This is a genomic window from Dyadobacter sp. CY351, from assembly GCF_021502625.1.
GTDB classification, from domain to species: Bacteria; Bacteroidota; Bacteroidia; order Cytophagales; family Spirosomataceae; genus Dyadobacter; species Dyadobacter chenhuakuii.
In genome coordinates this window covers 78,919-100,212 of the sequence record NZ_JAKFFU010000008.1, presented here as the reverse complement: position 1 = coordinate 100,212, position 21,294 = coordinate 78,919, and the positions used below count along the sequence as shown (strand labels likewise).

Below are 21,294 nucleotides of genomic sequence, written 5' to 3'. Positions count from 1 at the left end.
TAAGATGGGGATGGATGGTTGCGGCTATATTACTATTTCAATATTTCTTTTGATATAACCATTTTTTGAATTTCACTTGTGCCCTCGCCAATGGTGCAAAGCTTGCTGTCGCGGTAGAACTTTTCGGCTGGATAATCTTTCACGAATCCGTATCCGCCAAAGATCTGAACGGCTTCATTTGCGACCCTTACGGCTGTTTCGGAAGAGTGATATTTGGCAACTGAGCTCGCCAGTGCCACTTTTTGTCCGGCATCCTTCAATGCTGCGGCGTGAAAAGTAAGCAATGTGGATGCCTGCACGTCGGTATACATGTCGGCCAGCTTGAAGGCAATCGCCTGAAAATCACAGATCGCTTTGCCGAATTGCTTGCGCTCCTTGGAATAAGCTAGCGCGGCTTCATAGGCTCCCAATGCAGTGCCTACGCCCAATGCGGCAATGGAGATCCGGCCGCCATCCAGGACTTTTAATGACTGAATAAAGCCATCGCCTACATCACCCAGCCGCTGCCGGTCGGAAACGCGGCAATCCTGGAAAATAAGCTCCACAGTTTCGGATGCGCGCATGCCGAGCTTGTCCTCTTTGCGACCGGATGTGAACCCTGGCGTGCCTTGCTCTATGATGAATGCTGTGGCGCCGTGCTTGTCGCCGGGCTCGCCGGTTCTGGTAATGATCACGGCCACGTCTCCTGATTTTCCATTGGTGATGAAATTCTTGGAGCCGTTGATGATCCAGTCGTCGCCGTCACGCACGGCCACGGTCTGCATATTGCCCGCGTCGGAGCCTGTATTAGGTTCCGTAAGTCCCCATGCGCCTACGTTCTGGCCGGATGCCAGTTTGGGAAGATAGGTTTGTTTTTGCTCTTCGCTGCCGAACATTAATATATGATTTGTGCAAAGCGAGTTGTGCGCAGCCATGGATAATCCCACCGAAGGATCTGTTTTGGAGAGCTCAATGATCGCCGTCACATATTCTTTATATCCTAATCCGGATCCGCCGTACTGCTCCGGCACCAGCATGCCCATCAGGCCCAGTTCGCCCAGGCTGTGAAACAATGTTTTAGGGAATTGCTGTGCTTCGTCCCACTCTCTGCTATAAGGCTTTATATGGATCGCTGTAAAGTCTTTGACTGTCTCACGGATCAGGTCGCAGGTTTGTTCCCGCTGGCTTTCAACTGAATCCTCTTTTAGTAAGTCCATATTTGCTGATGATTATATTGTGTTGTTCAATGTTAGTAAGATTTGTATAAAAATCACCATCCGTAAACGAACAAATCCTACAAGAGGAGGTGAAGATTCATTTAAAAAAAGTTACTTTTGCATACCCCAAAAGTTAGCCGTCTTGGTTAAGTACAAATATTTAACGTTAATTAATAAGTCTTAAAACAGCTATATAATAATTATCACATTTTATGAAAATCGCAGTTGTAGGAACAGGGTACGTAGGTTTGGTTACGGGAACATGCTTCGCCGAGACGGGCAATCAGGTAACCTGCGTTGACATTGATGTCAAAAAAGTTGAACGTTTGCAAAAAGGCGAAATTCCCATTTATGAGCCGGGTCTTGACGTGCTTTTTGATCGCAATGTTGCCGAAGGTCGTTTGGTGTTCACAACCAATCTGGCAGAAGGAATTAAGGACGCAGAGGTTATCTTCCTTGCACTTCCAACGCCTCCGGGTGAAGATGGTTCTGCCGACTTGAAATATATCCTGAAAGTTGCCGACGATCTGGGACATATTATGGAACAATACGCGGTAATTATTGATAAAAGCACTGTTCCTGTGGGAACTGCTGAAAAAGTGCATGCAGCCATCGCAGCCAATGCAACAGTTGAATTCGATGTGGTTTCTAACCCCGAGTTCCTGCGGGAAGGTGTTGCTGTTGAGGACTTTATGAAGCCAGACCGCGTTGTGGTTGGAACTTCCTCTGAAAAAGCGAAGAAAGTGATGGAGAAACTGTACGCTCCGTTGGTTCGCCAGGGTAACCCTGTTATTTTCATGGACGAGCGTTCTGCTGAAATGACAAAATATGCTGCCAACTCATTCCTGGCCATGAAAATCACTTTCATGAACGAAATCGCAAACCTTTGTGAAAAAGTGGGTGCTAATGTGGACGATATCCGTCGTGGTATCGGAACAGACAGCCGTATCGGAAAGCGTTTCTTATTCGCCGGAATCGGTTATGGTGGAAGCTGCTTCCCGAAAGACGTGCAGGCACTTGCCAAAACATCAAAAGATTACAACTACGATTTCCGCATCCTGCAATCAGTAATGGATGTGAATGATGACCAGAAGAAAAAGCTGTTGCCAATGGTTGACAACTATTTCGGAGGAAGTCTGAAAGATAAAACAATCGCGGTGTGGGGGCTTGCATTTAAGCCTTATACAGACGATATCCGTGAAGCACCGGCTTTGGAAAACATTCAGGCATTGCTGGCAGGCGGCGCGAGAGTGACCGTTTACGATCCGGAAGCGATGACGAATGTCAAAAATATACTTGGCGATAAAGTAACTTTCTGCCATACACCATATGCAGCCCTGGATGATGCAGATGCGCTAATGATCTTCACAGAATGGCCGCAGTTCCGTACACCTGAGTTTGAAAAAATGGGTAAGCTGCTTAAAAATAAAGTAGTTTTTGACGGAAGAAACCTCTATGAACTGGAAACAATGCGCGAAATGGGTTACACTTATTTCAGCATTGGACGCGAAAAAGTCGTTCCGGCCTGAGGAAGTCAAATTTCAACATTAAACCTATCTCATTTTAAATGAAACGTGTATTAATAACCGGAGCGGCGGGTTTCCTGGGCTCACACCTTTGCGAGCGATTCCTGAAAGAAGGCATGTATGTGATCGGGATGGATAACCTCATCACAGGGGATATGCGCAACATTGAGCATTTGATGCCAAATCCGAATTTTGAGTTTAACCACCACGATGTTACGAAATTTGTACACGTGCCGGGAGAGCTGGATTACATCATGCACTTCGCATCGCCTGCCAGTCCTATTGACTATTTAAAAATCCCTATCCAAACCCTGAAAGTGGGCGCGATGGGAACACATAACCTGCTTGGGCTTGCCCGGGTTAAAAAAGCACGTTTTATCATTGCTTCCACATCCGAAGTGTACGGTGATCCATTGGTTCACCCGCAAACCGAAGATTACTGGGGCCACGTAAACCCGATCGGGCCACGCGGCTGCTATGACGAAGCAAAACGTTACCAGGAAGCGATCACGATGGCTTACCACCGTTATCACGAGCTGGAAACGCGCATCGTAAGGATCTTTAACACTTACGGACCAAGAATGCGCCTCAACGACGGACGCGTATTGCCGGCATTCATCGGACAAGCGCTGAGAGGCGAGGACATTACAGTGTTCGGTGACGGAACGCAAACTCGTGCATTCTGCTATGTAGATGACCTTGTAGAAGGCATTTATCGATTACTAATGAGCGATTATTCGTTGCCTGTTAACATTGGTAACCCTGCTGAGATTACGATCGGAGAGTTTGCTGAGGAAATTATCAAGTTGACCGGAACGGATCAGAAAGTGATTTATCAGCCCTTGCCACAAGATGATCCGAAACAGCGTCAGCCGGACATTACATTGGCAAGAGAAATCCTTGGCTGGGAGCCAAAAGTTACCCGTGAAGAAGGTTTGCGTATCACTTACGATTACTTCCGCAACCTGCCTAAGGAGAGACTTTACGAAGAATCCAACCATAGAGGATTTGAAAGTTTCAGCGCCTCAAAATAAGAGATACTTTTAGAAATGATAGTAAACAGAAAATCCCGCGGAAGCGGGATTTTTTGTTGGTAGGCTATTGATATTGAATCACTATACTTCCATGATCTCTTTTTCTTTCGCATTGAAAATCTGCTCCACTTTAGTGATAAAGCCATCTGTCAGTTTCTGAACGCGGTCTTCGCTTAGCTTCACCAAATCCTCTGCAACGCCTTCTTTCGTCAGCTTGCGCAATGAATTGTTTGCATCCTGGCGAATGTTACGGATGTTGATCTTCGCAGTCTCGATCTCGTTTTTCGCACGTTTCACCAGTTCTCTTCTGCGTTCTTCGTTCAATGGCGGAACCGAAATACGGATCATTTCCCCATCATTGGAAGGTGCAAAACCCAGGTTTCCGTTACGGATCGCTTTTTCAATGTCATTGATGATTTTTTTCTCAAACGGCCTGATCGCGATTGTCCTCGCGTCAGGCGTGTTGATCGTTGCCACATTTTGCAATGGCGTCATGGAACCGTAATAATCGATCTGAAGGCCTTCCAGCATTTGAGGAGATGCTTTTCCGGCGCGTATTTTACCGAGTTCAATGATCAGGTGCTTGATGGCGCCTTCCATGGTGTCCTTGGCGTCATCCAGATATAATTCTATTTCTTCCATTATTTTGTAATAATATATTGTATTACTCCTAGTTAGATATCAATGTTCCCACTTCTTCACCCATCACCAGATCGTACAGGTTACCAGGTTTGTTCATATCAAAAACGATGATCGGAACATTGTTTTCCTTGCAAAGTGTAAATGCCGTCAAATCCATGATTTTCAGATTTTTAGACAATGCTTCGTCGAACGTAAGTTGTGTGTATTTCGTAGCAAGCGGGTCTTTTTCAGGATCAGCTGTGTAAACACCGTCTACACGTGTTCCTTTCAAAACCACCTCGGATTCCGATTCAATCGCACGAAGTCCGGCTGTTGTGTCTGTGGTGAAATAGGGGTTACCCGTTCCGGCACCGAATATAACAACGCGTCCTTTTTCCAAGTGACGGATCGCGCGGCGGCGGATCAAAGGTTCGCAAACCTGCTCCATTTTGATCGCAGACATTAAACGCGTGTTTACTCCATGTTTTTCAAGTGAACTCTGAATGGCCATACCGTTAATTACGGTGGCCAGCATGCCCATATGGTCGCCCTGCACTCTGTCGATGCCCGATTTTTCGACGGATGCGCCGCGGAAAATATTTCCTCCTCCGATCACGATTGCAATCTGAACGCCTACTTCGGCAATTCTCTTGATTTCCCGGGCATAATTATCAAGAATGTTGAAGTCAATAACCTGGCCTTTGTCGCCGCCATTTAGTGCTTCTCCGCTCAGTTTCAGTAGTAAACGTTTATATTTTGGTTCGGGCATGATTGTGAGATAGGTGTTTTCGACCGTAAAAATAAGCGTAGGAAGTTAAGATTAACAAGTAATTTATTGAAACTCGAGCAATACCTGGTTTTTTTCAACGATTTCACCAGCCACAACCTTCAACGTCTTCACCACTCCGTTTCCGGAAGATTTGATCGTATTTTCCATCTTCATGGCCACCAGCACGAGCAATGTGTCGCCCTTTTGGATCGTATCGCCTTCGGCAACGGCAACGGATTGGATGAGTCCGGGCATGGGTGCTTTCACATTATTAATCTTGGCGATGCTGGTGTTTTGCAATCCCATTCCTTCCAGCAGCAGGTCCAGCTCGTCCTTTGCTTTGGTATGAATGTGCTGGCCGTTGACGAGCAGGTGAAATGTTTTCTCTGCAACATTGCGTTCGAGGACTTCAATGTTGTAGGATTTGTTTTTCCAAATGGCGTGAAAATGGTTGTTGCCAAGCGTCGTAATGTCGCCATCAAACGTTTCGCCGCTTATGGACAGGTTGTTCTGCTCTTTATTGATCTCAAAAACATGCCCGGTTGACGCGTCGTCCCCATGTTCGGTTGCCGGCGCGTCGGATACAGCGATTTTCAGCATAATGCTTCGCTGTATTCGTGGACAACTTCCTGTAAAATCCCGTCGAGCTCTTCATAGGTCATTCCTTCAACCAGCCGCATGCGAAAGGGTTTGAAATGATCGAGTCCTTTGAAATAATTGGTATAATGCCTGCGCATTTCAAAAACACCCGCAACCGGGCCTTTCCAGCGGATAGAGAATTCAAGGTGTTTGCGGCAAACGGCCACGCGCTGTTCCATTGTAGGCGGAGCCAGTTTTTCGCCCGTTTTCATATAATGTTTGATCTCGTTAAAGATCCAGGGATTGCCAATCGTTGCGCGGCCAATCATAATGCCGTCCACGCCGAACCTGTTTTTGTATTCCAATGCCTTTTCAGGAGAATCCACATCGCCGTTTCCGAAAATTGGGATCGTAATGCGCGGATTGTCCTTAATCATCGAGATCAATGTCCAATCTGCCGAGCCTTTGTACATCTGTACGCGCGTGCGGCCGTGAATGGATAATGCCTGAATGCCGATATCCTGCAAGCGTTCCGCAACTTCCTGCACATTCTTTGTATTCTCGTCCCAACCTAGTCGGGTTTTCACGGTTACCGGCAAATGCGTCGATTTCACCACCGCGTCGGTCATCTTGACCATTTTAGGGATATCCTGCAACAATGCAGCACCGGCGCCACGACAAGCCACGTTTTTCACCGGGCAGCCATAATTTATATCGATCAGGTCGGGATTTACGCGGGATGCGATCTCGGCGCATGAACCCATGGTTTCGATGTCGCTGCCAAAAAGCTGAATGCCAACCGGCCGTTCATATTCAAATATGTCAAGCTTCTGCACACTTTTCGCCGCATCGCGGATCAATCCTTCCGACGATACAAATTCCGTGTACATCAGATCCGCACCATTTTCCTTGCAAACCGCCCTGAAAGGAGGGTCACTTACGTCCTCCATCGGTGCCAGAAGCAGTGGAAAATCACCTAACGCTATGTTTCCGATTTTTACCATCTCACAAAGGCTGACGCCTATTCCTTATTTTTAAATTCATAATTAACTGTAAATTTACATCAATTATGCAAAATAGTAACCCTATTCAGTTAGTTTCCCGTGTACCCGGCATAGGAGGCAGTTTGTTGGTCCTCATTGGCTTTGTGCTCATTGGTATGGCGGTGGGCAATATCCTGGCGGTTATGGTGCTTGCGCTTTATTTGCATGTCGATACCAGCAGCATTACCGGTGTTTTGACCCAATTACTAAGCAACCCGGGCGAAGTTTCCAATGGTTGGTATGCATTAATGTTGCTGCAGGGAACGGTTCATTTCTTCTCCTACCTGCTTCCTTCGCTTGTTTTCTGGATTTATATAGATCGTAAATCGATCGCTGAATTTGACTTCCGTCCCAAACCCGCTTTCAGGGTCTGGTTACTGGCTTTTTTGCTTGTACTGGCTTTTATTCCGGTCAACAGCAAGTTTATAGAATGGAATGCAGCCATGAAGCTGCCGGATGCATTGTCGGAGCTGGAATTGTGGATGAAGGAGAAAGAGAATCAGCTTTCGGTGATGACGGCTTTTATGACGGAATATACACAGTTTGGCCAATTGCTGGTTGCATTGTTTGTGGTGGTTTTGTTGCCTGCACTAGGCGAGGAAGTGCTTTTTCGTGGTGTTATCCAGACTAAGCTGATCAAGCTTTGGGGAAACCCGCATGTGGGGATCTGGGTTGCGGCGGCTATTTTTAGTGCTATCCATTTCCAGTTTTACGGATTTTTGCCCCGGATGATGTTGGGGGCAGTGTTTGGTTACCTATATTACTGGACGGGAAACATCTGGGTGGCTATACTCGCCCATTTTGTCAATAACGGCTTCGTGCTTGTGATGATGTATCTCAACAACATTGGTGCGGTGAGCATCGATGTGGAAGAAACAAAGTCGATGCCGGTGATGCTGATCTTATCTTCGTTGCTGGTTTCTGCTGGCATATTGTTTTCTATACGGAAAACGAGTGCGATGCAGAAAGAGCCTTTACTGATGGATAAGGAGTTTTAAATCAATATTTTAATTATATATGGCTGAAAATTGGGTGAAGGCTTATCAAAGCGCACAAGTGATGCGGGCTGATATTGCCCGTGAAATTTTAGAACAAAACGGAATTGCAGCTGTCATCGTTGACAAAAAAGACAGCAATTATCCGGTATTCGGAATGTATGAAGTGCACGTGCCGGCTGGTGATCTTTCACAGGCCCAAATGATAATAACGAATGAAGGAGCGCTTAACGAATCTGAATAATTTACAGCAAAGGACAATCACTGCTCTGGCAGGTGTATTTGTGATCATAAGCTGCATCCTTTACAATGAATTGACCTTCCTGCTCCTTTTTTGCACCATCAGCTCGCTTACCCAACTGGAATTTTACAAGCTCCTTGGCCTGGATGGAAACCAGCCGCTGACATATTATGGAACATTCTGTGGCACAGTCATGATGTTACTTGCGTATCTGATAGAGCAGGACATTGTGCCATTTGAAAATTACTTCATAATCAGCCCGTTGCTATCGATGATATTCTTTATCAAGCTGTATAAAAAGAATGATCTGAAACCCTTTACCAACATTGGTTTTACGTTTCTGGGCATCATTTACGTGGCGCTTCCATTTGCCCTTATTATTGTGATGGCGATGCGCGGCGGGAATTACAATTATGAAATCGTGCTGGGGAGCCTGCTTTTGCTTTGGGCCTCGGACATTGGCGGCTATTTTGCAGGGACGAAATTTGGGAAAAGAAAGCTTTTTGAGCGTATTTCTCCCAAGAAATCATGGGAAGGTGCGATGGGAAGTGCGGTGTTCGCGGCGTTTATCGCCTTTGCCCTCGGTTATTATTTCCGTACCTTCGAACCCTGGAAATGGTATTGCATCGGGGCCATTATTGTGGTAGTGGGCACTTACGGCGATCTGGTAGAGTCCCTTTTCAAGCGGAGCATTGCCATTAAGGACTCGGGAAGTAGTATTCCGGGTCACGGAGGCTTTTTAGATCGGTTTGATGGTCTGCTTCTTTCGGCTCCGTTTATCGTCACTTTTTTAAAGCTTTTTTCCTAGTAACACGAGTAAGTCTGTTCAGCAGGCAATCCGTGAGACGGTAAGTCGTTTTTAAAACAGGAACAAAAGTTTAGCAATGATTACAAATGCATTTGGTTTAACATTGATTTTGGAATAACAATCTGGAAATGAAACGGAGTCTTTTTATATTTTTATTGATACTTGCAGGTGTAACTGGAGTCCGGGATTCGTTTGCGCAGGGTGAACAAAGTGCAATTGTGTTTTCAGGGATGGTTGTAGGCGGCAAAACCACCGAAATCCTGCCTGGGGCAACGATTTTCATTGTAAACGCAGGACGGGGAACATTATCCAGAAGCGACGGTTCTTTCACGATTAAAGTTTTTCCGGGCGATAGCATTGTTTTTGGTTATGTAGGTTTCAAAAAACAGTATCACGTTATCCCGAGGAGCTATAATTCAGATATTTACTCGGCCATTGTAGCGCTGAGAGAAGATGTGGTAACGCTTTCCGGCGTGACCATTTATCCCTATTCAACAGAAGAAGAATTCAAGAAAGCATTCCTTGATTTGAAACTGCCCGATCAGGCGGATAGGGATGCGTTGGCGAGAAGCACAGACCCGGATTACATTAACAGAATGGCGGCGCAGGTGCCAAATAATGCACAAACCAATTATCGCTATTCGATGGACCAGTTGCTTTTCGGGCGTGAATCAACGGGTAATAAAGGCTTTGCGACCACATTTCCATTCCTGAACCCATTCGCCTGGGCCAACTTCATCAAATCCGTTAAGAAGGGTGATTTGAAACAAAAAGATTGGAGAAAAGACCTCAACGCGGCTCCCCGCGAGAACATTACCAAGCAGGATTTTATCCCTCCCATGCCTGATAATGATATTAAGAAAAACGGTCAGTAATACTTAAAGCAGCGCAGGATCAAACTTTTTCAATGTCAGATTGCTGCCGTCAAACGTGGCGAAATGCTGCTGCGAAACCCATTCTCCGAGATTAATGTAACGAGATCTCGCATTGACCTGCATATCCAGGACGAGATGCCGGTGCCCGAAAATGTAAAAATCGTGGTGCTGCGTTTGCTCAACTTCTCTGCAATATTGAAATAACCATTCATGGTCCGCGCCCATAAAGCGCTCTTCGCCCTTGTTCACGTTGGCAATCCGGCTTCTTTTAGACCATTCCATCGCAATCCACATGCCCACATCCGGATGAACAATACGGAAGATCATTTGGAAAAAGCGGTTTTCAAAAACCTTTTTCAGAAACTTATAAGTGCTGTCGCCCGGCCCTAATCCATCGCCGTGGCCTACTAACATCGTTTTCGAAGCGCCTTTTGTATTAAATGTAAACGAGACAGGATTTCTGTAAATAGCAGCGCCAACTTCTTCTGTCAGATAGCCCGACATCCACATATCATGGTTTCCGGTGAAGATAATGAGCTCAATTCCTTTGTCGGAAAGCTCTGCCAGTTTCCCCAGCAACCGCACAAAACCCTTGGGAACTGCCTTTTTGTATTCAAACCAAAAATCAAAAATATCACCCACCAGAAATATCACCTGCGCATCGTGCTGAATGGATTCCAGCCAGCTTACAATGCGCTTTTCGCGCTCGCGACTCTGCAACGGGGAAGGGACGCCAAGATGATAATCCGATGAAAAATAGGCGCGGCGGCCATCTTGCAGGTGAATCGTCTTTTTCTCAAAATGAAAGTTCATGCGGAATTTTAAATGCGCTGCAATTTACATTCACCGGCGTGATTTTTTAGCAATCTCTTTCTAGATTGCACGCCGTTTACAACTTATGATAATGAAAAGATTTTTTGCTTCCCTACTTATAATGTGCTGTGCGCTGTATTATGGCGCGCCTGTCTTCGCCCAGGTTGCGAAGAAAATTCCGGCTGATAAACAACGCGCTGCGCAGTGGCAGCCTGCCAAAGGCCAGTATTATTTCAGCCATTCGCTGGTGTATGATTACGAAAATAAAGCCGATCAAACCAAAGGCACCATCACCATTTACCTTGACCCGGTGAGCGGCGGGATGTGTTTCAAGAAAGAAAACAGCTTTGGAAAAGGCGGTAAGGACTTCGATTTTGTGATCGGGTTTCCGGATGGGAAATACATTTTCTGCGGCGCAGATGAGAATGGTAAAAAAATGAGGATTAACGAGGCGGTGGGCGCATTGAAGCCCGGGCCGGACACCAAAGCACAAGCCAGAGAAGATTTCTCGACCTACTGGGCAGCAACGGGAAACAAAAGGGATGATTTTGGTTTCGAAAGCCTGGAATACAATGTGAGCTTTGCCACTTCCGAGAACAAGGATACGGTTTGGCTAGCCAAAACGCCTTTTAATGTATATCCGCTATATGGATTGGAATTCGTAGAAAGCGCGGTCGCAATGCCGATTTCGTTTGATTATATGCACCTTTTGGAGCCGAATCAGCTTGTTGCCGAGATTAATTCCAAAGACACGATTTTGAAACTGAAAAGCTTCGCGCGTGATCCGCAGACGGTGTCAACGAAGGGATACCCAGTATTCAAAACAGAATAAAAGAAAAAACATTTCCGCCCCTTTAAAGGGACGGAGAACGTTTTTATTCTGCAACCGCTTCTGCTTCCGCGCGTTCCGCTTTTACTTCTGATAATGGCCGCATATTGGCCGGGATTTCTTGTTCGTCCTCTTCCGCTGTGTACGGGAAAACGTCCAGAATCGGCGTTAACACAATGTCTGTCGTCTCGTAAGGGATCAGGAAATTCCGCATGCTTTCGTTGATCCTGTCCAGCGCCTGCTGAATGCCATCGGCATTAACCAGCATCTGATTGATGATTTTCTTCTCTTTGCCGCTTTTTTCATCAACTGAAAAATAGATCACTTTCGCCTTAAACCACTGTTCCCCTTCCTCGAAAGCGAACAAATCGGCTAGACGCATCCGTGAAATGCTCATTACGCTGAAATCGCTGGCACCGGTAACGATTTGCTTGTAAAGCCTGGCTTCTGATTCCGTGTATGAAACGGCATCTACCAGATAAACTTCATTGATCGTTTTTAGACTTCCCGCCTCATCCTCTTTTTGATACCGAATTTTCCCTAAATACCAGCTCGCCATATTTGTAGTTTTTATTTTCTTAAAAGTAGGCAAATGTAAACGCTTGGGTGAAGGCGTGCAAAAAATATAGTCACAAACTAATAATCGTTGCACGTTGCATGCGTTCTGATACCTACTGTTTAACTTGCGAAAAATATTTTGATAATGAAAAAGAACATTTGGGTCCTTGTACTCATGATTATAGCCGGCGCGCTTTCCAGTTGCGGAGTAGGCCGCCAGGTTGCCGATGCGAAAACATTTGGCGATTGTAAATACGACATTGCCTCGGTCGATAGCGTTTATCTGTCGGGAATTGACATTCGGGAATTTAAGAATATCCGCAGTTTCAGCGATTTTGACCTGGCGAAATATCCGGGACTTTCGATGGGACTTTTAAGAAAAAATGTGCCTTTGGATCTCCGGGTGAACATTGACATTACAAATCCAACTAAGAAACGCGCCGCGATCAACCAGTTGGAATACAAAGTGCTGCTTACCAATAACGAGATTTTCAACGGCTACCTGAGCCAGCTGATCGAAGTAATGCCAGGAACCAGCCCTACACGAGTTCCCGTTAGGCTCAATACAAATGCTTACCAGTTGCTTTCCAATGACAAAACGCGCGATGAGTTCGTGAACATGATCATGGCGCTGACCGGCAAAGGCGATGCAAAGCCCGCGAAATTCCAGGTGAAAATTCGCCCAACGCTTGATGTAGCCGGAAAACAAGTTAATTATCCCGGATATATTACATTCGAAAAAGAAGTTACGAGTAAGATGCTCGCACGCTAAATTTAAATCACACAGTTTTGAGAATACTTGTAGACAACCCTTATCTCTTTCAATATTTCAGCCTGGTCATTATTTTGCTTGTTTTGTTTGGAATAAGCTTTTACAGAGGCCAGGTTACATTGCGAAAATGGTCGGGAATAGGCCTGATCATTACACCGGTTGTCTATTTTTATCTCATTCTGGAAGCCTACACATTGAATATTCCTTATACGGATGACTTCAATCTGCTGGAAACGATCCATAATTTTCATGTTGCTAATGGTTTTGTAGGCAAGATCGAAGTGCTTTTCGAGCAGGTCAATCAGCACCGTTTTGCATTTGAAAGGACTGTGATGCTGGTCATGTACTTTTTCACGGGTACGGTCAATGTCAAAACTCAAATACTGCTCGGTAACCTCGCGTTGCTGGGCATTTTTTATTTGCTTTTCTTGTCATTCAAAAAAGAGCAGGTTTCCTGGTATTACTTCATTCCCGTTCCTTACGTGCTTTTCAATCTGGTTTATTTTGAAAACGCCGTTTGGGGAATCGCCGCAATCCAGAATACACCCCTAATCTTTTTCGCATTGCTTTCCGCTTATGGAATTGCAAGGAATGATCAGAAAGGCTGGTATTTAGGGATCGCTGCTGCGCTTTTAACCACATTTACAAGCGGAAGCGGCATCCTCACCTGGATCATCGGCGCGCTGATCCTGGGATTACAGAGAAGATTCAGGCTGCTTTCTATCTGGCTTGCCGTCGCCGTGGCCATTGTGCTTTTTTACTTTTTGTTTGATTACCAGGTTATTCCATCACACACCGGCTCCGTTTGGCCGCATCCGATTTTTAACCTCATTTTTGTGTTTGCCTTCTGGGGCAACGCGCTCTACCTGGACGTTATACATCCGGTTATCAACACGTTTTACGCCGATATGGTCTGGTGCGTGTTACTGGGTGCGGGCATGTTGCTTGTTTTTTGTATTTGGGTATTGCGACTTTTGCTAAATAAAAAACCGCTCTGGAGCGATTGGTTTTTGTGGGGTGCAATGATGTTCGCCATGGGAACAGGTGCAATGTTCGTGATCAGCAGGCCTATCAACACGTATGTGATGTATGGCGGCAATATATTTTCCCGGCGTTACATGATTTTCGGGGTTGCGTTGCTGGCAACGGTGTATATATGTGTTGTGATTTTGGTCAAGAATATCAAAAACCTCAGGCACATTGCCGTATTACTTGGTTTGGTTTGCTTTGTATCGCTGAATTTTGTGAGTTATTATACGTCGGTTGCCAGTATCCGACGGTTCCACGAGGATCTTGTGATCGACAGTTTTTACTGGAAAAACCACAAAACCTTCCTGACAACGGGCGATAATTTCGGGGACATTCCATTCTGGAACCATCCCACCAGAATGAGCAATCTGATCGATACATTAAATGCCAATAATCTGCTCAATTTCGATCAATATAAAGACTTTCCATCCCACCAGCATTTGATTGCTGAAACCGGACAAAAAGCGGATCGTTACAGGGGCAAAGTGGAGGTTAAGGTCAGTTATTTGAATGATGGCAATAATATTCCGGTCAAATTCCTGCGTATTCAGGCAAACGATAATGGGATTGGAAACCCGGTTTATTTTGCTCTGGCTTCCGAAAACCGCACCCTGCTCTTACCCGCACTTCCCGTGCCGAATTCCCCTGCTCAATTTTTGAAAAAACAAACTTATTACGGATCTGAATATCAATACTCGCTATATCGGACAAAGCTTCCGGCAGGTTTATTCGAAGTTTGGATGGTGGAAAAAGATCCCGCTGCGCCTGGAAAATGGAAATCCTACTTTACAGGAAAAAGTATTTCTTTGTGCGAAAGCAAAATTCATAAATAGCTGATATGAAAATACTTACTTACAATCTCAACGGGATTCGTGCCGCATTGCGGAATGGTCTGGTTGAATGGCTAAGCACGGTTTCTGCTGACGTTTTGTGTTTCCAGGAAGTGAAAGCAACGCCTGATGTGGTAGATCTGTCTGGATTGGAATCGCTTGGTTATGAACTCATTGGCTGGCATGCGGCAGAGAAAAAAGGTTATAGCGGAGTTGCGATGTTTTCCAAAATCTACCCCGATATGGTTTCCGCAGGTTGCGCCATTCCAGCTTATGATGCAGAAGGCCGGATTTTGCGTGCGGATTTTGGAGATATCACTGTTTTAAACTGCTACTTTCCTTCGGGAACAAGCGGAGAAATTCGCCAGGGCGTGAAAATCCAGTTTTTGGGTGACTTCTTTGATTGGGTTACCGAACTACGAAAAGAACGCCCTAACCTGATCATTTGCGGAGACTACAACATTGCGCATAACGAAATCGACATTCACGATCCGGTCAGGAATAAGAAAATGTCCGGCTTCCTTCCCGAGGAGCGGGAATGGATGACGAAATGGTTCAGTAACGGCTACACCGACGCATTCCGTTTCAAAAATCCGGAGCTGCGCGAATATTCCTGGTGGACTTACCGCGCAGGCGCCCGGGGCAACAACAAAGGCTGGCGCATCGACTACATTTCTGTTGCCGATAGCTTGAAAGATCGCATCATTTCCAGCCGGCAAATAAATGACGCCGTCCACTCGGACCATTGTCCGGTGTGGTTAGAAATTGAATCGCCATATTCGCGCACCGACTCATAAATTTCGTATTTTTGATTAAAGCAAGATTCAAACCAAAAGCGTTATGGACATGCCAATGCCGGTAACTATGAAGATGGGCGACCTGATGAGTGAAGAAGAATTCTTCCAGTTTTGCCAAATGAACGACACACTAAAATTTGAAAGAGACTCGCAAGGAAATATTATAATTCAGTCTTTAAGCGGAGCACTTACAAGCATATTTAATGCAAAGATTGCTGCTACTCTGGGGAACTGGAATAGAGACAATCGCTATGGTTATTTATTCGACTCGTCAACCGGTTTCACATTGCCAAACAAAGCCGTAAGGTCGCCAGATGCGTCCTTCCTGATCATGGAAAAATGGGACGCATTATCAGAAGACGAGAAAGAAACTTTCGCACCTGTTTGTCCTGATTTCGTGGTAGAAATCCATTCACAATTCGATGATTTAGCTTACTTGCAGGATAAAATGAACGAATTCATTAATAATGGAACTCAGTTGGGCTGGCTGATAGATCGTTTTAATAATAAGATTCATATATATAGAGCTGACCAATCTATTGTCATCCACGATACATTGGATGTGACGCTTTCAGGAGAAGATATTTTGCCCGGTTTTTCTCTAAACCCAGGCGCGCTTCTAAAATAACAGCGCTGAATCATCCTAATTTCCTTTCAATTTGTTTCGTTACTTCTTCATTTACAAGCCATTCGGAATGCTTTCACAATTTTCTCGTGAAGGCGATCATCCTACGCTTGCGGATCTTGATTTTGAGTTTCCCAAAGACATTTACCCTGTTGGGCGGTTGGATGCGGATAGTGAAGGATTGCTGCTGCTTACCAATGATAATTTCCTGAAAACAAAGGTTTTGGATCCAAAAAACAAACATTCCAAAACGTATTATGCGCAGGTTGAAGGCACTATTACTGAGGAGGCATGCGCAATGCTCCGCGACGGCGTGCAAATCTCGATTAACGGCAAAAAGCACTTAACGCTCCCTGCGGAAATCTCGCCGATTGACGAACCAACATTGCCTGAGCGCAATCCACCCATCCGTTTCCGCCAGAACATTCCTGTTTCCTGGGTTTCCATTTCCATAGGCGAGGGCAAAAACAGGCAAGTAAGACGCATGACCGCCGCGGCCGGTTTTCCAACATTGCGGCTCGTGCGCTGGTCAATTGGAAAAATTTCTCTCGCTGATAAAACGGGTGAATTTCCTAAACCAGGGGACGTGTGGGAAGTTACGGCGAAAGACGTGCGCCGCGTATACGATTGAGATAACTGCTGCTTTCACAAAACCTTGGCCCAATGTTGCCAAACCGGAGAGAAGGCTTAATTTTGTACATATCCTTTTCTTAAAATAAGGCTGATAGTTGGCAAAGGCACAAAAAGAAACTCCGCTTAATAAACAATACAACGAGATCAAGGCCAAGTACCCGGGCGCGCTGCTGCTGTTTCGCGTAGGGGATTTTTACGAAACCTTCGGAGAAGACGCCATTCGTGCCTCTAAAATTCTGGGCATCGTGCTTACCCGCCGGAACAATGGCGGAGCGCACGAAGAACTGGCTGGATTTCCACACCATTCCCTTGATAATTATCTTCCCAAGCTGGTCCGTGCGGGCGAGCGCGTGGCGATTTGCGATCAGCTTGAAGATCCTGCCGCAGCCAAAGGCATTGTAAAAAGAGGTGTTACCGAGCTGGTTACACCCGGCGTTTCGCTGAATGATAATGTGCTTGACACCCGTAAAAACAATTATCTGGCGGCTGTCCACATTGGACCCGACAATATTTACGGACTTGCTTTCCTGGACATTTCTACGGGAGAATTTATGACGGCCCAGGGCAATGCGGCTTACATTGATAAAATGTTACAAGGTTTCAGCCCCGCCGAAGTGCTATTTTGCAAAAGACACAAACAGGAATTTAATCAGCTTTTCGGAGGGAAATATCACTCTTTCCAACTGGACGACTGGTGCTTTGGCTACGAATATGGCTATGAGCAGCTGATCGGGCATTTTCAGACAACGACATTAAAAGGTTTCGGAATTGAAGCGCTGCCGATGGGGATCATTGCAGCGGGCGTGATCCTGCATTATCTGCGCGAAACGGAGCATAAGGAAGTGGGCCACATTGGCCGTATTACGCGTTTGGAGGAGGAGAAATACGTCTGGCTCGATCGCTTTACTGTTCGTAATCTCGAACTCGTTTACCCGCAGCAGGAAGGTGGGGTCCCGTTGATACAAATTCTGGATCAGACCGTGACGCCTATGGGTGCGCGTTTGCTTCGGAAATGGATTGTTTTGCCATTAAAAGACAAGCTGGCTATCGAAGACCGGTTGAATACGGTCGAGCATTTTCTTGAAAATGAAGATCTTCATGATGCGATTATAGGGCATTTGAAGCAAATAGGGGATTTGGAAAGACTTATTTCCAAAGTTGCCGTGAAGCGAATCAATCCCCGTGAATTAGTGCAGCTGAAAAAGTCGTTAAAACAAATCGGTCCGGTTAAGGAGCTGATTTCCGGCATTATTAGCCAGGAAGAAGAAAAATCCAAAAAGGCAGGGAAGAAGGAAATTTCTACGCAGGCCGTTGAGATATTGAAGAAATATGCAGATCAGCTTAATCCTTGCAGTTTTTTGGTTGATAAAATTGAAAACGAAATCCGTGAAGACGCCCCTCTGCTGACAAATAATGGCCGCATTGTGAAAAGTGGCGTTGATCCTGAGCTCGACGAGTTGCATGCCATTTCGTACGAGGGGAAGGATTTTTTAATCAAACTGCAAAACAGGGAAATAGAACGCACGGGCATCGGATCACTCAAAATCGCTTATAACAAGGTTTTTGGGTATTATTTGGAAGTCACGCACGCACATCAAAATAAAGTCCCGGCCGATTGGATCAGAAAACAAACACTGGTGAATGCCGAGCGATACATTACGCCCGAGCTCAAAGAATACGAGGAGAAAATCCTGAATGCCGAGGATAAAATTTCAGCGATCGAATACCGGATTTTCAGCGAATTAATGTCTATGGCGGCTGAATATGTGGGCACGGTGCAGCAGAATGCATTGGTGATATCCACGCTGGATGCGCTGAGTTCTTTCGCTACGGTTGCGCGAAAAAATAAATACACAAAACCCGTCATGAGCGAAGGCAACGAGCTGGATATCAAGGATGGACGGCATCCCGTTATCGAGCAACAACTTCCCGTGGGAGAAAGTTATGTGCCGAATGACCTGTTTTTGGATGATGTTTCACAACAAATCATCATCATTACCGGTCCTAACATGGCCGGAAAATCTGCGTTGCTGCGGCAAACCGCATTAATCGTGCTCATGGCACAAATGGGTTGCTACGTGCCCGCCAAATCTGCAAACATTGGATTAGTGGATAAAATCTTCACCCGGGTAGGAGCGAGTGACAACCTGAGCCGCGGTGAAAGTACATTCATGGTGGAAATGACCGAAACAGCCAGCATTCTCAATAACCTGAGCGACCGGAGTTTGGTGCTAATGGACGAGATCGGACGAGGAACAAGCACTTATGACGGCGTTTCCATTGCCTGGGCAATAGCAGAATATCTCCATAATCAGGCTGATTGCAAGCCAAAAACATTGTTTGCAACACATTACCACGAGTTAAATCAGCTTACCGAAGATTTTCCACGCATTAAGAACTTCAATGTGGCGGTGAAGGAAGTGGATAACAAAGTGATTTTCCTTCGCAAACTGAAACCAGGCGGAAGCGCGCATAGTTTTGGGATCCACGTGGCTCAGATTGCGGGCATGCCGCAGCTGATCGTGTTGCGCGCGAGTGAGATCATGCATCATTTGGAGAAAGATCACGTCACACACGAGCACAAAAAGCGGGTGAAGGAAATTCCTAAAAACAACTTCCAGTTAAGCATTTTTGAACCAGCCGATCCGCGAATGGAAGAGTTGAAAGAAAAACTATCGCTGGTGGATGTGAACACATTATCGCCCATTGAGGCGCTTTTGAAACTGAATGAATTCCAGAAAATCGTTAAAAAGTAGCCCATAACACTTTAAAAATTACTCAATCAAACTCCTATCCCTTTTATGAAAAACACAACGCGTTTTCAGTTGATGGCCATGATGTTCCTCCTCTATTTTATCTGGGGATCGTGGTACGGTCAAATGAGTAAATATTTGTTCACAGCACTGGGCGCAACCGGTGCGCAAGTTGGGAATGCTTATGCGGCCTTTTCCATCGCGCAGATTATCGCTCCGTTCTTTGTCGGAATGATCGCCGACCGTTATTTTGCCGCTCAAAAAGTGCTGGGCGTGTTGAGCCTTGCAGGTGCCGCATTGCTTTTCGTCCTCACAGGCGTTGACGATCCGGACAACTTCTTCTGGATCATCCTGGCTTACTGTATCTCATTTGCACCGATGATGTCGCTGACGACTTCGATCGCAATGCAGCAGGTCACCAATTCAGAAAAAGATTTCCCTGCCATACGCGTAATGGGAACGGTTTCCTGGATTGTCGTTTCCAACATTATCGGTTATTATGGCTTTGGAGATGATGTAATGATCTTTAAGATTTCAATGGTCGCTTCGGCGTTTTTGGGCGTTTATTCATTCTTTTTGCCGGACACCCCGCCGAAACCAAGCACCAAAACTTCATTCTCAGACATTTTGGGATTGGATGCCTTTACGCTTTTCAAAGACCGCTCATTCGCCATCTTTTTCATCTCTTCGCTGCTGATCTGCATTCCGTTGTCCTTCTATTACGCCATGGCCAATCCGTCGCTGACAGACTCAGGAATGACTAATGTGGAGAACAAAATGTCACTTGGACAGGCTTCCGAAGTGGTTTTCATGCTTTTAATTCCCCTTGCATTCAGCCGCTTAGGCGTTAAATGGATGCTGGTCGTTGGGTTGATTGCCTGGATTATCCGCTTTATCGGCTTTGGTTACGGCGACGCTTCCAGCGAATGGCTGCTTTATATGGCCATCATTTTGCACGGTGTTTGCTACGACTTCTTCTTCGTTACAGGACAAATCTACACAGACAGCAAAGCAGGCGAAAAATATCGTTCATCTGCGCAGGGGCTTATCTCCATCGCGACTTACGGGATTGGAATGGGCATCGGTTCGTGGCTGGCGGGCATCGTTGCCGATATGTACACGGTGAATGGTGTGAAAGACTGGACAAGCATCTGGATGGTGCCAGCTGGCATTGCAGCCGTTGTTTTGGTGCTATTTGTGCTTTTCTTTAAAGATAATAAGGTAAAGGCGACAGCATAACATGCTCTTGCTGCCAATAAAAAACCCTGTAAGACGATTTCTTACAGGGTTTTTCTATTTATAGATCAATGATTTATAATCAATCATCATCATCGTCATCGCCAATGTTGCGGGTGTAGTTTTTGGATCCCCCTCCGCCTTTTTTATAATCTCCTCCGCCTTTTCCAAACCGGTCGTCAGATCTTGATTTGCCTCCGAATCCACCTTTATCACCGTATCCGCCGCCACTGTGTCCACGGTCGCTGCTTCTGTATCGGTCGTTGCTTCCGCCGCCTGAGCTTCTGTCGCCTCCGGAATAGCCTCCGCCGCCACTGTAACCGCCTCCACCGCTGAAACCACCGCCTCCGCTGTATCCGCCGCCCGTGCTGCTTCCGCTTCCAGGTACGCTGCTTGGTCTGTCGGAACTGCCGCCGTCAGGACGTGGCGTTCTGTTGAAACCGCCTTCTCTCCTTGGCGCGCCTGCGTCTCCTCTTGCTTCTTTCTTCTGCGATTCATTTACAACCAACGGCCTTCCGTACATATCGGCTCCGTTCAAATTGTTGATCGCCAACCTTGCCTCTTCTTCATCCGGCATTTCGACAAAGCCGAAACCCTTGCTCTGACGTGTAATCTTGTCAATGATAATTTTCGCGGAGCTCACTGTTCCAAATTTTTCGAAAGCTTCACGCAATTCGCTTTCCTTCAATTTAAAAGAAAGACTCCCAACAAAAATGTCCATGGAAACGACTT

At 45.9% G+C, this 21,294-nt stretch carries 22 protein-coding genes; 14 read left to right on the top strand and 8 right to left on the bottom strand.

Annotation, left to right across the window (positions count from 1 at the left end; all coding sequences use genetic code 11):
• Positions 1 to 32 precede the first annotated feature (32 nt).
• Complete coding sequence (locus tag L0660_RS16615; protein ID WP_235160415.1) at positions 33 to 1,196, bottom strand: acyl-CoA dehydrogenase family protein; 1,164 nt, start codon at positions 1,194 to 1,196, stop codon at positions 33 to 35.
• Between the two features lie 212 nt (positions 1,197 to 1,408).
• Here L0660_RS16615 and L0660_RS16610 point away from each other — a divergent pair, with 212 nt between their 5' ends.
• Both L0660_RS16610 and L0660_RS16605 read left to right on the top strand, forming a co-directional pair.
• Positions 1,409 to 2,725, top strand: coding sequence for a UDP-glucose/GDP-mannose dehydrogenase family protein (locus tag L0660_RS16610; protein WP_233797368.1), 1,317 nt, complete (start codon positions 1,409 to 1,411; stop codon positions 2,723 to 2,725).
• A 38-nt stretch (positions 2,726 to 2,763) separates the two neighbouring features.
• Positions 2,764 to 3,756: a UDP-glucuronic acid decarboxylase family protein gene (locus L0660_RS16605; protein WP_026628533.1), complete on the top strand. Its 993-nt coding sequence runs from the start codon at positions 2,764 to 2,766 to the stop codon at positions 3,754 to 3,756.
• An 81-nt stretch (positions 3,757 to 3,837) separates the two neighbouring features.
• Here L0660_RS16605 and frr read toward each other — a convergent pair whose 3' ends face one another.
• From frr to dusB, 4 genes are all read right to left on the bottom strand, one after another.
• Positions 3,838 to 4,398, bottom strand: coding sequence for a ribosome recycling factor (gene frr / locus L0660_RS16600; protein ID WP_235160414.1), 561 nt, complete (start codon positions 4,396 to 4,398; stop codon positions 3,838 to 3,840).
• A 28-nt stretch (positions 4,399 to 4,426) separates the two neighbouring features.
• Positions 4,427 to 5,146 carry a UMP kinase gene (pyrH, locus tag L0660_RS16595; protein ID WP_026628531.1) on the bottom strand — a complete coding sequence of 240 codons (720 nt, stop codon included), beginning with the start codon at positions 5,144 to 5,146 and terminating at the stop codon, positions 4,427 to 4,429.
• 63 nt (positions 5,147 to 5,209) lie between these two features.
• Positions 5,210 to 5,746, bottom strand: a complete 537-nt coding sequence (locus L0660_RS16590) for a biotin/lipoyl-containing protein (RefSeq protein WP_235160413.1) — start codon at positions 5,744 to 5,746, stop codon at positions 5,210 to 5,212.
• Entirely contained in the window at positions 5,740 to 6,729 is a 990-nt protein-coding gene (gene dusB, locus L0660_RS16585) for a tRNA dihydrouridine synthase DusB (RefSeq protein WP_235160412.1), read from the bottom strand. Before dusB ends, L0660_RS16590 begins: the two co-directional genes overlap by 7 nt.
• A gap of 65 nt (positions 6,730 to 6,794) precedes the next feature.
• On the opposite strand from dusB, the gene L0660_RS16580 reads away from it, so the two are divergent.
• From L0660_RS16580 to L0660_RS16565, 4 genes are all read left to right on the top strand, one after another.
• Positions 6,795 to 7,766, top strand: coding sequence for a CPBP family intramembrane glutamic endopeptidase (locus L0660_RS16580; RefSeq protein WP_235160411.1), 972 nt, complete (start codon positions 6,795 to 6,797; stop codon positions 7,764 to 7,766).
• Between the two features lie 19 nt (positions 7,767 to 7,785).
• Positions 7,786 to 8,007 (top strand): putative signal transducing protein, encoded by a 222-nt coding sequence (locus L0660_RS16575; RefSeq protein WP_026628527.1) that lies wholly within the window; start codon positions 7,786 to 7,788, stop codon positions 8,005 to 8,007.
• Positions 7,979 to 8,812, top strand: a complete 834-nt coding sequence (locus L0660_RS16570; RefSeq protein WP_233797363.1) for a phosphatidate cytidylyltransferase — start codon at positions 7,979 to 7,981, stop codon at positions 8,810 to 8,812. The genes L0660_RS16575 and L0660_RS16570 overlap by 29 nt, the downstream gene beginning before the upstream one ends.
• A gap of 128 nt (positions 8,813 to 8,940) precedes the next feature.
• On the top strand, positions 8,941 to 9,687 hold the full coding sequence (locus tag L0660_RS16565) for a carboxypeptidase-like regulatory domain-containing protein (protein ID WP_235160410.1): 747 nt from the start codon (positions 8,941 to 8,943) through the stop codon (positions 9,685 to 9,687).
• 3 nt (positions 9,688 to 9,690) lie between these two features.
• On the opposite strand, the gene L0660_RS16560 is transcribed toward L0660_RS16565, so the two are convergent.
• The gene (locus tag L0660_RS16560; RefSeq protein WP_235160409.1) at positions 9,691 to 10,500 is read right to left on the bottom strand and encodes a UDP-2,3-diacylglucosamine diphosphatase; all 810 of its coding nucleotides are present in this window, start codon (positions 10,498 to 10,500) and stop codon (positions 9,691 to 9,693) included.
• A gap of 91 nt (positions 10,501 to 10,591) precedes the next feature.
• Between L0660_RS16560 and L0660_RS16555 the strand changes: the two genes are divergently transcribed.
• Complete coding sequence (locus L0660_RS16555; RefSeq protein ID WP_235160408.1) at positions 10,592 to 11,332, top strand: hypothetical protein; 741 nt, start codon at positions 10,592 to 10,594, stop codon at positions 11,330 to 11,332.
• A gap of 43 nt (positions 11,333 to 11,375) precedes the next feature.
• Here L0660_RS16555 and L0660_RS16550 read toward each other — a convergent pair whose 3' ends face one another.
• Complete coding sequence (locus L0660_RS16550) at positions 11,376 to 11,888, bottom strand: DUF4494 domain-containing protein (protein WP_026628522.1); 513 nt, start codon at positions 11,886 to 11,888, stop codon at positions 11,376 to 11,378.
• A gap of 144 nt (positions 11,889 to 12,032) precedes the next feature.
• Between L0660_RS16550 and L0660_RS16545 the strand changes: the two genes are divergently transcribed.
• From L0660_RS16545 to L0660_RS16515, 7 genes are all read left to right on the top strand, one after another.
• Positions 12,033 to 12,659, top strand: a complete 627-nt coding sequence (locus L0660_RS16545; protein ID WP_235160407.1) for a hypothetical protein — start codon at positions 12,033 to 12,035, stop codon at positions 12,657 to 12,659.
• Positions 12,660 to 12,676: 17 nt separating this feature from the next.
• Positions 12,677 to 14,521: a hypothetical protein gene (locus L0660_RS16540; RefSeq protein ID WP_235160406.1), complete on the top strand. Its 1,845-nt coding sequence runs from the start codon at positions 12,677 to 12,679 to the stop codon at positions 14,519 to 14,521.
• Positions 14,522 to 14,526: 5 nt separating this feature from the next.
• The gene (locus tag L0660_RS16535; protein WP_235160405.1) at positions 14,527 to 15,315 is read left to right on the top strand and encodes an exodeoxyribonuclease III; all 789 of its coding nucleotides are present in this window, start codon (positions 14,527 to 14,529) and stop codon (positions 15,313 to 15,315) included.
• 43 nt (positions 15,316 to 15,358) lie between these two features.
• Positions 15,359 to 15,943 (top strand): Uma2 family endonuclease, encoded by a 585-nt coding sequence (locus L0660_RS16530; RefSeq protein ID WP_235160404.1) that lies wholly within the window; start codon positions 15,359 to 15,361, stop codon positions 15,941 to 15,943.
• Positions 15,944 to 15,974: 31 nt separating this feature from the next.
• The gene (locus tag L0660_RS16525) at positions 15,975 to 16,571 is read left to right on the top strand and encodes a pseudouridine synthase (RefSeq protein ID WP_255712369.1); all 597 of its coding nucleotides are present in this window, start codon (positions 15,975 to 15,977) and stop codon (positions 16,569 to 16,571) included.
• Between the two features lie 97 nt (positions 16,572 to 16,668).
• A complete protein-coding gene (mutS, locus tag L0660_RS16520; protein ID WP_235160402.1) occupies positions 16,669 to 19,329 on the top strand; it encodes a DNA mismatch repair protein MutS in 2,661 nt (886 codons plus the stop codon).
• 45 nt (positions 19,330 to 19,374) lie between these two features.
• Positions 19,375 to 20,565 carry an MFS transporter gene (locus L0660_RS16515; protein ID WP_235160401.1) on the top strand — a complete coding sequence of 397 codons (1,191 nt, stop codon included), beginning with the start codon at positions 19,375 to 19,377 and terminating at the stop codon, positions 20,563 to 20,565.
• 79 nt (positions 20,566 to 20,644) lie between these two features.
• Here L0660_RS16515 and L0660_RS16510 read toward each other — a convergent pair whose 3' ends face one another.
• Positions 20,645 to 21,283 carry an RNA-binding protein gene (locus tag L0660_RS16510; protein ID WP_233797354.1) on the bottom strand — a complete coding sequence of 213 codons (639 nt, stop codon included), beginning with the start codon at positions 21,281 to 21,283 and terminating at the stop codon, positions 20,645 to 20,647.
• Positions 21,284 to 21,294: the final 11 nt, after the last annotated feature.